Source organism: Streptococcus castoreus DSM 17536, from assembly GCF_000425025.1.
Taxonomy (GTDB): Bacteria; Bacillota; Bacilli; order Lactobacillales; family Streptococcaceae; genus Streptococcus; species Streptococcus castoreus.
This window is the reverse complement of sequence record NZ_AUKZ01000036.1, coordinates 1-10,643: the sequence shown is the minus strand read 5'-3', so window position 1 is coordinate 10,643 and position 10,643 is coordinate 1. Positions and strand designations below refer to the sequence as shown.

Annotated in this window: 12 protein-coding genes; 11 read left to right on the top strand and 1 reads right to left on the bottom strand. The window is 38.9% G+C overall.

The window, feature by feature from the left end; genetic code table 11:
* Nucleotides 1–174: 174 nt before the first annotated feature.
* From rnpA to H346_RS0107810, 6 genes are all read left to right on the top strand, one after another.
* On the top strand, nt 175–534 hold the full coding sequence (gene rnpA / locus H346_RS0107840) for a ribonuclease P protein component (protein ID WP_027970596.1): 360 nt from the start codon (nt 175–177) through the stop codon (nt 532–534).
* The gene (locus tag H346_RS0107835) at nt 500–1,327 is read left to right on the top strand and encodes a YidC/Oxa1 family membrane protein insertase (RefSeq protein ID WP_027970595.1); all 828 of its coding nucleotides are present in this window, start codon (nt 500–502) and stop codon (nt 1,325–1,327) included. The genes rnpA and H346_RS0107835 overlap by 35 nt, the downstream gene beginning before the upstream one ends.
* Nucleotides 1,328–1,338: 11 nt before the next feature.
* On the top strand, nt 1,339–2,256 hold the full coding sequence (gene jag, locus H346_RS0107830; protein ID WP_027970594.1) for an RNA-binding cell elongation regulator Jag/EloR: 918 nt from the start codon (nt 1,339–1,341) through the stop codon (nt 2,254–2,256).
* A 520-nt stretch (nt 2,257–2,776) separates the two neighbouring features.
* Nucleotides 2,777–2,911 (top strand): 50S ribosomal protein L34, encoded by a 135-nt coding sequence (rpmH, locus tag H346_RS0107820; protein ID WP_002885866.1) that lies wholly within the window; start codon nt 2,777–2,779, stop codon nt 2,909–2,911.
* Nucleotides 2,912–3,129: 218 nt separating this feature from the next.
* Nucleotides 3,130–3,855, top strand: a complete 726-nt coding sequence (locus H346_RS0107815) for an N-acetylmannosamine-6-phosphate 2-epimerase (RefSeq protein ID WP_027970593.1) — start codon at nt 3,130–3,132, stop codon at nt 3,853–3,855.
* Entirely contained in the window at nt 3,845–5,362 is a 1,518-nt protein-coding gene (locus H346_RS0107810; RefSeq protein ID WP_027970592.1) for a PTS transporter subunit EIIC, read from the top strand. Before H346_RS0107815 ends, H346_RS0107810 begins: the two co-directional genes overlap by 11 nt.
* A gap of 164 nt (nt 5,363–5,526) precedes the next feature.
* Here the strand turns inward: H346_RS0107810 and H346_RS0107805 are convergent, their stop codons facing one another.
* A complete protein-coding gene (locus H346_RS0107805; protein WP_027970591.1) occupies nt 5,527–6,357 on the bottom strand; it encodes a MurR/RpiR family transcriptional regulator in 831 nt (276 codons plus the stop codon).
* Between the two features lie 128 nt (nt 6,358–6,485).
* Here H346_RS0107805 and H346_RS0107800 point away from each other — a divergent pair, with 128 nt between their 5' ends.
* The 5 genes from H346_RS0107800 to H346_RS0107780 all read left to right on the top strand — a co-directional run.
* Entirely contained in the window at nt 6,486–7,277 is a 792-nt protein-coding gene (locus H346_RS0107800) for a TatD family hydrolase (protein WP_027970590.1), read from the top strand.
* Nucleotides 7,249–7,836, top strand: coding sequence for a ribonuclease M5 (rnmV, locus tag H346_RS0107795; protein WP_027970589.1), 588 nt, complete (start codon nt 7,249–7,251; stop codon nt 7,834–7,836). Before H346_RS0107800 ends, rnmV begins: the two co-directional genes overlap by 29 nt.
* A 210-nt stretch (nt 7,837–8,046) precedes the next feature.
* The gene (rsmA, locus tag H346_RS0107790; protein ID WP_027970588.1) at nt 8,047–8,919 is read left to right on the top strand and encodes a 16S rRNA (adenine(1518)-N(6)/adenine(1519)-N(6))-dimethyltransferase RsmA; all 873 of its coding nucleotides are present in this window, start codon (nt 8,047–8,049) and stop codon (nt 8,917–8,919) included.
* Nucleotides 8,920–9,554: 635 nt separating this feature from the next.
* Nucleotides 9,555–9,869 (top strand): thioredoxin, encoded by a 315-nt coding sequence (trxA, locus tag H346_RS0107785; RefSeq protein ID WP_027970587.1) that lies wholly within the window; start codon nt 9,555–9,557, stop codon nt 9,867–9,869.
* A 370-nt stretch (nt 9,870–10,239) separates the two neighbouring features.
* Nucleotides 10,240–10,643, top strand: a 404-nt coding sequence (locus tag H346_RS0107780) for a YSIRK-type signal peptide-containing protein (protein WP_027970586.1), incomplete at its 3' end; no start/stop codon positions are given.

The window sequence follows — 10,643 nt, the reverse complement described above, 5'->3', positions numbered from 1 at the left end:
ACAACAAACGAATCAAAACAAAATTAAAAGGACTTAGTCCCGTACCATACAGAACTAAATCCTTTCAATAATTTCTTGTCCAACTTTTGGGGGTCAGTATAACTTAGGGGTAGGCTTTTTAATTTTTTAAGGGATGTGGTATAATGGTAATAATTTAGATTATGGAGTTAAGTTTTGAAAAAGCCCTATCGTGTCAAGCGTAAAAAAGATTTCCAAGCTATTTTTAAGGCTGGAGGAAATACGGCAAATCGAACATTTGTCATTTATCGGTTAGAAAGAGTGCAAAGCCATTTTCGTGTCGGAATTTCTGTTGGAAAAAAATTAGGGAATGCCGTGACGAGAAATGCGGTTAAACGTAAGATACGTCATGTCTTAATGGCTCTAGGAGATCAGCTGAAGTCAGAAGATTTTGTTGTGATTGCCCGTAAAGGGGTGGAGACTCTAGATTACCATGCTGTTCAACAAAATTTACACCATGTTTTAAAGTTAGCAAAATTGCTTGAGGAAGGTTTTGAAAGTGAAGAAAAAGAGTAAAATAATAGGTTTAGTTCCCCTCGTTCTTTTATTGGTGGCATGTGGTCGTGGTGAGGTAACGGCACAATCAACCAGTGGTTGGGATCGGTTGGTGTATTTGTTTGCCAAGGCAATTCAGTGGCTATCCTTTGACGGGTCTATTGGGGTTGGAATTATTCTTTTTACCTTGCTCATCCGTATTCTTCTTATGCCTTTGTTCAATATGCAAATTAAGTCCAGCCAGAAAATGCAAGACATTCAACCTGAACTAAAAAAATTGCAGCAGAAATATGCCAGCAAGGATACAGAAACGCGCATGAAATTGGCAGAAGAAAGTCAAGCCTTGTATAAAAAGTATGGGGTCAACCCTTATGCTAGTCTTTTGCCTCTCTTTATTCAGATGCCTGTTATGATTGCACTTTTTCAGGCATTGAGTCGAGTGTCATTCTTGAAAACAGGAACTTTCTTATGGGTTGAGTTAGCGCAGCACGACCATCTTTATCTTTTGCCAGTTTTAGCTGCTGTCTTTACCTTCTTGTCAACTTGGTTAACGAATTTGGCTGCTAAAGAAAAGAATATCATGATGACCATTATGATATATGTCATGCCCCTGATGATTTTTTTTATGGGATTCGGGTTGGCCAGTGGTGTTGTCCTTTACTGGACGGTTTCAAATGCCTTTCAGGTTTTACAGCTCTTGCTATTGAATAATCCTTTTAAGATTATTGCTGAAAGGCAGCGATTGGCTAATGAAGAAAAAGAGCGTCGTTTTCGTGAGCGTCGTGCTCGCAAAAAAGCAATGAAAAGAAAATAGGAGTTTAGGTTATGGTATTGTTTACAGGAAAAACGGTAGAAGAGGCTATCGAGAAAGGTCTCCAAGAATTGGCGTTATCACGTCTTAAAGCACATATTAAAGTCATTTCAAAAGAGAAAAAAGGTTTCTTAGGGTTCGGTAAAAAATTAGCTCAAGTTGATATTGAGGGAATCAGTGACAAAACAGTTTATAAGGCTGATAAAAAAGCTGTTCGAGGTGTTCCAGATGAAATCAATCGTCAAAATGCTCCAGTGGTTAATCCTGATGAGGTAGAACTTCGAGAAATGAAGGCTATTCAAGAGAGCAATAACTCTAGAGAAAAGGTGATTTCGCTAAATCTTGACAATGATCCCTTAGAATTCGCTACAACAGAAACTCAAGATGTCGCAGAACCAACCAAAAATAGTCAAGAACCAATGCCAGCAGCAGAAGTAGCTCAGGTACCAGAAAATCTGGAAGAGGGATTGGACAAGGAAATGGAAAAAGCTGCTCGGGAAGTTTCAGATTATGTGACTAAGATTATTTATGAAATGGATATTGAAGCATCGATTGAAACCAGCAACAATCGTCGTCAGATTAATTTGCAAATTGAAACACCAGAGGCAGGGCGCGTGATTGGCTATCATGGAAAAGTTCTAAAATCATTGCAATTGTTAGCTCAAAATTTCTTGCATGACCGTTATTCAAAGAATTTCTCAGTCTCTTTGAATGTGCATGATTATGTTGAACATCGCACAGAAACCTTGATTGATTTCACTCATAAGGTCTCTAAGCGTGTCTTAGAATCCGGTCAAGATTACACCATGGATCCAATGAGCAATAGTGAGCGTAAAATTGTCCACAAAACGGTTTCAATGATTGAAGGGGTTGAAAGTTATTCAGAAGGAAATGACCCTAACCGGTATGTGGTGGTTAGCCTTCAACATTAAGTTATTAAGAAGTCCTTGACTTAAGTTGAGGGCTTTTTGGGTGTATTCAACCCCATTTTTGAGGAAAATCAAAAGGTCGGCAAGTAGATCAGTAATGGATTAGACGGGTCTTCTCGTTGCCTAAAAGACTTTGTTAGGTACTGACAGCAATGACAAAGCCACTTGTCTCTAGTTATAACCTCTTAGCGAAAATATTTTCTCAGCTTATCCATTTTTTTGTATGATAAGGTCAAGAAATGATTAAAAGGAACCTAAAGAGATGAAATGGCGATTTAAGGAAAAACATAGAATAAAGGAGAAACTGCCACCTATTGATAGTTTTGTTCAAGTTTCAAAATGAGGGCTTGTTGTCATCTGTACTATACATTCGGGAACAACTGCTTTTAGGTTTGTCGTGGGGTGGCAAAAATAAATCTTGACAGGCTAGGTGGTTTAGGATACTATAGTATAGTATGTTTAGTAACTGATATCACAAGTAGCCGGCTAAACGAATACGAAAATCTATGAGGAGGTATTCATTGTGAAACGTACTTATCAACCAAGTAAAATCCGTCGTCAGCGTAAACACGGATTCCGTCACCGTATGTCAACCAAAAACGGACGTCGCGTGCTTGCAGCTCGTCGTCGTAAAGGACGTAAAGTATTATCAGCTTAATGCAAAAATACCATTAAAGTAAACCATGAGTGCTCGAGGCTCTTGGTTTTTTTCTTGTCTCAATTTCTGAAAACCCATTCAGAAATAGCTGATTTTTTACAAAAAATGAAAGTAGTTTCTAAATGTTTAACAGGTATTGAAAACGCTCTATTTGTTGCTATAATAAGATCGTGAACGTTCTCTTTATTAAAAATAAAAACACATAAGGAGTAGAAACTATGCCTGATAAACCAACCAAAGAAAAGCTCATAGAGCAAATAAGGGGTGGGGTGATTGTTTCTTGTCAGGCTTTGCCAGGTGAGCCTCTTTATTCAGAGACCGGTGGCATTATGCCATTGATGGCAAAAGCTGCTCAAGAAGCTGGTGCTGTTGGCATCAGAGCCAATTCGGTGAGGGATATTAAAGAAATTCAAGCTGTGACCGATTTACCGATTATTGGGATCATCAAAAAAGACTACCCGCCTCAAGAACCCTTTATCACACCAACTATGGCTGAGGTTGATCAGTTGGCAGCCTTAGCTATTGCGGTGATTGCTCTGGATTGTACCAAGCGTGAGCGTCATGATGGGCTGGCTATAACAGCCTTTATCCAGAAAGTTAAAGAAAAGTACCCACATCAATTATTAATGGCTGATATTAGCACCTTTGAGGAGGGGGTGGCAGCCCATAAAGCTGGTGTTGATTTTGTTGGCACCACTTTATCAGGCTATACTTCTTACAGTCGTCAAGAAGAGGGACCTGATTTGGAATTAATGCAAGCATTATGTAAGGAAGGGATTGCAGTCATTGCTGAAGGCAAGATTCATTGTCCAGAAGATGCCAAGAAAATCAATGATTTAGGAGTGGTAGGCATTGTTGTTGGTGGTGCTATCACTAGACCTAAAGAGATTGCAGAGCGTTTTGTTAAGGCGTTGAGAGAGGAGAAAAATAATAATGGATTTTAAAAAGTTTTCAAAGCTTGGGCAAGCATTTATGTTGCCGATTTCAATACTGCCAGTTGCTGGCTTGCTACTAGGTATTGGTGGTGCCTTGTCTAATAATAACGCTATTGCACAATTTCCTATTCTTAATCACGGATGGTTACAAGCAATTTTTACTATTATGAGTACTGCTGGGAATGCTGTATTTGCCAATATTGCACTTATTTTTGCCATCGGTGTTGCAGTAGGGGTTGCAAATGGTGATAAAGGGACAGCGGGGCTGTCTGGGGGTGTTGCTTACCTTGTTTTTACAGCAACAATCAGTGGTTATCTAACCCTATTTTCAGCTAAAGATGCCAAAATTGATACCGGTGTTTTGGGAGCTTTAGCTATTGGGTTGGTAGTTGCTACTTTACATAATAAGTATCGGAAAATTGAACTTCCAGCCTTTCTAGGTTTCTTTGGAGGGTCACGATTTATTCCGATTATTTCTTCTTTTGCAGCTATTGCCATTGGGAGTGTTTTCTATATTATTTGGCCGCCAGTTCAGCACCTTTTAGTGCTTTTTGGTGAGAGAATTGCAGATATGGGAAGTCTTGGAACCTTTTTATATGGCTTCTTCCTTCGCTTAACGGGAGCTGTTGGCTTGCATCATACGATTTATCCAATGTTTTGGTACACTTCTTTAGGAGGTACGGAAGTGGTGGCAGGTAAAACGATTGAAGGAGCACAAAATATCTTTTTTGCCCAGTTAGCTGACCCTAATCACACCGGTCTATTCACATACGGGACACGGTTCTTTGCTGGCCGTTTTGCAACAATGATGTTTGGCTTGCCGGCTGCTTGCTTAGCTATGTACCACTCTATTCCGAAAGTCAACCGTAAGAAATTTGGTAGCTTTTATTCAAGTGGAGCTTTGACTTCTCTTTTGACTGGTATTACAGAACCAATTGAGTTTTCATTTTTATTTGTTGCGCCGTGGTTATATGTGATTCACGCTTTTCTTGATGGTTGTTCTTTCTTGGTGGCGGATCTTTTAAACATTCGTATCGGAAATTCATTTTCAGGAGGACTGATTGATTTTCTAATCTTTGGTGTTTTTCAAGGGAATCGCCATACAAATTGGCTGTTAGTTCTTCCTGTCGGTGTCATTTGGTTTATGATTTATTACCTTGTTTTTAAATTCTGTGTTATACGATTTAAGGTAGCTGTTCCAGGGATGATTGCTCAAGATGATGTTATTAAAGACTCAGCAATAAATTCAGCAGTCCGCTTCGAAAATACATTATATGATCAATCATTGGCCATTATTGAAGCCCTTGGTGGTGAGGCTAATATTGAAGATGTTACTGCTTGTGCAACACGTTTGAGAGTATCACTTGTTGATAGTCATCGGGTAGATAAGGAGGTCTTAAAAGCAATTGGTGCAACAGCGGTATTAGATGTTAAAAATGGGATTCAAGCTATCTACGGTGGCAAAGCAATTTTATATAGTCAGGAAATTAACCAAATTCTTGGGAAGGAAGACTAACTTGATTTTTTAGTAAAACAAACCCACCTTTCTGAATTGAAAAAGAGAGGTGGGTTTATTGTCGAATCAAAAATAAGTTATTAAGAGATTGGCATAGTAACTATTAGAGTGGAAATAATAGAATTAATGACTTGTAAAGTGATTGCTAAGAAAATGCGTTTCCCCTAAAGGTGTTTTTTATCTTGAACGATAATCGTATCTTTAAAAATTTTTTCTTTGTGAGGTTTATCAATGGCTAAAACGTAAGCATAGATAATATCCATCATAATAAGGAGAGGAAATTGAGGCGAGACACGATTTCCGTAGTTTAGTTGATGCGTGGATGACACGTGAATGACATCAAAAATATCACCGAAATCTGTTTTAGTATCTGTGGTCAATAAAATGGTTTTAGCACCACGTTGACTAGCATGATGAAGGGCTTTGATGACAGACATTGTCTTACCCGACAAGGAAAACCCAAAGACCAAGCAATTATCGTTAACCAGGCTATTAGCCCAGGTGAATCCATCGGTATCTGAATAAGCATCGCAAATCAAGCCAAGTCGCATAAAGCGCAGCTTCATTTCCCTAGCGACAAGACCAGAAGACCCCTTGCCAAAGAAATAAACACGTTCAGAATTGTCAATCAAGGTTGCTAGACGCAGCAATTTCTCCTCGTCAACCAAATCGTATGTCTTGTTAATAAGAGAATCATAGTCTATTAAGACCCGTTTGGTTAATTCCAAATTGATGGATTGAAAGCTGTTTTCGGTTTCTTGGAGGCTGTGAATATAATCAAAGGCAAAGGCGCGGTAACCAGTGAAACCACATTTTTTGGCAAAACGGGTTAAGGCGGCTTGCGAAACATGCAGGCGCTTAATCATTTCTGAGGCAATCAATTCTTCTGCACTTAAATCAGTGTCAATAAAAAAGGCAGCAATCTCCTTTTCCAAACTGGTCATGTGATCCAAGGCAGCTTCGATTTTAGTAATAAGGCGGTGATTTTTAGGCATAAGAAACGATGACTCCTTTGAGGACTAACTACCTACTAGTATAACACAGTTTCATGTGGCGCTGTGATAGATAAGGCTATATAGCGAGTTTTTCTCTACTAGCAGACGCTTTGTGTTATAATAAAAGCATGAGAAATGAAGTAGAAAAACTAGCTATTTTTGATACCCACACACATTTGAATGTGGCAGAATTTAGCGGAAAAGAAGATGATGAGTTGGCTCTAGCGCAGGAAATGGGAGTTGCTTACCATAACGTAGTCGGGTTTGATCAAGCAACCATTAGTGGTGCTCTTGCTTTAGCTGACAAATACCCCAACGTTTATGCGACGATTGGCTGGCACCCAACAGAAGCAGGGGCTTATCAGGAAGAGGTTGAGGAGATGATTGTCTCGCAATTATCACACCCTAAAGTCATTGCTCTTGGTGAAATCGGCTTGGACTATTATTGGATGGAAGATCCTAGGGAGGTTCAAATCAAAGTCTTTAAGCGACAAATGCAACTGGCGAAAGCTCATGATTTGCCTTTTGTGGTGCATACACGAGATGCCCTTGAGGATACCTATGAAGTCATTAAAGCAGTTGGTGTTGGTCATCGTGGAGGCATTATGCACTCTTATTCAGGCACATTGGAGATGGCTCAAAAATTGATTGATCTAGGGCTGATGATTTCATTTTCAGGGGTGGTCACCTTTAAAAAAGCGCAAGATATTCAAGAAGCCGCACAGCACTTGCCTTTGGACAAGATTTTGGTGGAAACTGACGCCCCTTATCTAACTCCGGTACCAAGACGTGGCAAGCAAAATCACACTGCTTACACCCGTTATGTCGTTGAAAAAATTGCAGAGCTACGCAGAATGACTGTGGAAGATCTTGCAGCAGCGACGACCGCCAATGCAAAGAGGATATTTAAACTTGACTAACAAAATTAAAATTCAAGAGGTTATTGTTGTGGAAGGCAAAGATGATACAGCTAATCTTCGCCGATTTTATGATGTTGATACTTATGAGACGAGGGGATCAGCTATTACTGAAGATGATTTGGAGCGTATTGATCGTTTGAATAGTTTGCGTGGGGTCATTGTTTTTACGGATCCCGACTATAATGGTGAGCGGATTCGCAAACTGATTATGGCAGCTGTACCAACAGTTCGACATGCCTTTTTAAACCGTCATGAAGCTGTACCAAGTTCTAAGAGTAAAGGGCGCTCTCTAGGAGTTGAACACGCTAGTTTTGAGGATTTGCAAAAAGCCTTGTCACAAGTTACGCAGCCGTTTGACAACGAAGATGGCTTTGATATTCATCAAGCTGACTTGATTCGCTTAGGTTTTTTGATGGCTGCGGATAGCCGAAAGCGTAGGGAATATCTGGGAGAAACTCTTCGTATTGGCTATTCCAACGGTAAACAACTCTTAAAACGCTTAGAATTGTTTGGCATTACTTTAGCGGAAGTTGAGGAAGTGATGAGGGAGTACAGGTAACCGTTATGTTAGGATAGGACAATATGAGTCGAATACCTTTAGTTTTGTTGAGCTTGAAACTAGAGGGGTTATTCAGGGATTAATGCGGCTAACCTTGCTGTGATATAATCCAAAAATTGCAGATAACATTAGCTGAAAAAGTTTTTTATGAGACTCTTTCAGAAATAGAACTATGCTACAATAGGAAGAAACAAATGAGTGGGAATTGAAATGAGAATAGCAGATTATAGCGTGACCAAGGCTGTCCTTGATCGTCACGGTTTTACCTTTAAGAAATCATTTGGTCAGAACTTTTTGACCGATACCAATATTTTACAAAAAATTGTGGATACAGCTGATATTGATAAAAACGTCAATGTCATTGAAATTGGTCCTGGTATAGGAGCCTTGACGGAATTTCTAGCTGAAGCTGCTGCTGAAGTCATGGCATTTGAAATTGATGACCGCTTAATACCTATTTTAGCAGATACCTTACGTGATTTTGAGAATGTTCAGGTGGTTAATCAAGATATTTTGAAGGCTGATTTGCAATCCCAAATTAAACAATTCAAAAATCCAGACTTGCCTATTAAGGTTGTTGCCAATCTTCCTTATTACATTACAACACCAATTCTTATGCACTTGATTGAGAGCCATATCCCTTTCCAAGAATTTGTGGTCATGATGCAACGAGAGGTGGCAGATCGTATTTCAGCTGACCCTAATACAAAGGCTTACGGTTCTTTATCAATAGCAGTACAATATTATATGACTGCAAAAGTGGCTTTTATTGTTCCTAGAACCGTGTTTGTTCCGACTCCTAACGTGGATTCAGCTATTTTGAAAATGGTGCGCCGTAATATGCCTCTGATTGATGTCCAAGACGAACCATTTTTTTTCCGTGTGTCTAAAGTTGGTTTTGTGCACCGTCGAAAGACCTTGTGGAATAATTTGACGAGTCATTTTGGCAAGACTGAAGAAATCAAAGCTAGGCTTGAAAAAGGACTTGCCTTAGCAGGCATTAGTCCATCTATCCGCGGTGAAGCTTTGTCTATTCAAGAATTTGGGAAATTGGCTGACGCGTTAAAAGAAGTAGGTCTATAAAAACAAATGAAAAAGAGAAGATTAGGTGGGGTGATTCCAAAAAGTTAGACTTTTATCGAGACAGCTTAAGCTATCTCGTTTTTTATACAGCTAAGAGACTAAGTCTGTATGGCACTTGGACTCATCTATCCTAGTTTTCGTTTATTTTTTGCTCGTTATAGTATTTATATCTTTCAGTTGCTGACTTCATCGTCTTTTATGGCTAAAAGAAGTTTACTTGTAGTCCTAATTTTTGCATGATTCGTTGAACTTTCTTTTGGGATGTCAGCTAGTTTTGATTGTGCAATTACCAAACATTGGCGACAGCCATAATCCTCTTATGAGGACAAGGGGAATAAAGTTAAAAATAAGTACCTAGAAGGATACGAGGATACTTATAAAACAGAATATTAAAAAATCTGGGAAGAAACTCCAAAATCTAGTTCCTTTGTAACCTTATTAATAAAAGTTTGGAATTACTTGGTTAGTTTGTACTCTCCTCCACATACAAATATTTATGAACACTCAATAATTGTGGTGCGGACTCTCGCTCTCTCGCATGATTTTTTAGAGATAAATTTAGTCGTAGCAGATTCTTGCATTCTAAACTTATTTCCCCTAAAATAAACTTATTAACTAAAAGAACGGAGAAAGTTATGGCACATATCGTAACCGATGCAACATTTGACTCAGAAACAAACGATGGTTTAGTTCTTGTGGATTTTTGGGCAACTTGGTGTGGTCCTTGTTTGATGCAAGCCCCAATTCTTGACCAGCTGGCAGAGGAATTAGATGAAGATGAACTAAAAATTGTTAAGCTAGATGTGGATGAAAATCCTAATACAGCTCAACAGTTTGGGATCATGTCTATTCCAACCTTGCTTTTCAAAAAAGATGGAAAGGTGGTTAAGCAAGTAGCTGGTGTTCATACTAAAGCCCAAATCAAAGCGATCATTGCTGAATTAAGCTAATTTTTTATAAAAAATTGCTGTGGCGGTCTTATGAGCCGAATGAAAGAGTCATCAGATTGATGGCTTTTTTGCTATTGTCAAAATGACGATATGAAATGCATTGAGATTTTTAGCAGTAGAAAATAACTGAAAAAGAGGAGTTGTAGCGGTAGGTTTACTGTGATTCCCTTTTGATTTTATGATCAAGAGAACTGTTAAAAATGTCTTTTTTTTTCAGAAAGGTTGCTTTTAGGGTGTTTTTGCTTTTCAATCACAACTATGAAAATTTACACTATATTTTAATGGAAGCGGTGGGATCACTTTCATATTGCAAGCGCTTGCATTGTATGCTAAAATATTTGTGAAATTAAAAATAATAGGAGGAGTACCTATGAAGAAGTACAAGTTAGAATTAAAGAAGCAACCGTTGGATCAGAAACAGCTAAAATACGGTATTAAAAGATTAAGTGTTGGCGTCGCTTCGGTAGTGATTGGTGCCACTTTTTCCCTTTATTCGGCGGTAGCATATGCTGAAGAAGCAAACTCAGCTACTAGTGAAACAAGGCACCTTGCAAAGTCAGAAGAAATCAATGCAAACGATGGCACGGCTATGGATACTTCACCTGTTGCTGAAAACAAACAAATATCAAATGAGATTGAGCAACCGGCTAGTAACAGTGTACCAACAAGTTCTGATACCCCAAATCTAGGTTTGCGTGAGGGAGAAAATTTGGAATTGGCGATCAGTGATTTAAAGAAACAAATTGCGGACACTGAGGAAACGTTAAAACTCTC

Excerpts from the sequence above, each read along its gene's own strand:
- jag (WP_027970594.1), top strand. The coding sequence starts at position 1,339 with ATGGTATTGTTTACAGGAAAAACGGTAGAAGAGGCTATCGAGAAAGGT.
- H346_RS0107815 (WP_027970593.1), top strand. The coding sequence starts at position 3,130 with ATGCCTGATAAACCAACCAAAGAAAAGCTCATAGAGCAAATAAGGGGT.
- H346_RS0107810 (WP_027970592.1), top strand. The coding sequence starts at position 3,845 with ATGGATTTTAAAAAGTTTTCAAAGCTTGGGCAAGCATTTATGTTGCCG.
- H346_RS0107805 (WP_027970591.1), bottom strand. The coding sequence starts at position 6,357 with ATGCCTAAAAATCACCGCCTTATTACTAAAATCGAAGCTGCCTTGGAT.
- H346_RS0107800 (WP_027970590.1), top strand. The coding sequence starts at position 6,486 with ATGAGAAATGAAGTAGAAAAACTAGCTATTTTTGATACCCACACACAT.
- rnmV (WP_027970589.1), top strand. The coding sequence starts at position 7,249 with ATGCAAAGAGGATATTTAAACTTGACTAACAAAATTAAAATTCAAGAG.
- rsmA (WP_027970588.1), top strand. The coding sequence starts at position 8,047 with ATGAGAATAGCAGATTATAGCGTGACCAAGGCTGTCCTTGATCGTCAC.
- trxA (WP_027970587.1), top strand. The coding sequence starts at position 9,555 with ATGGCACATATCGTAACCGATGCAACATTTGACTCAGAAACAAACGAT.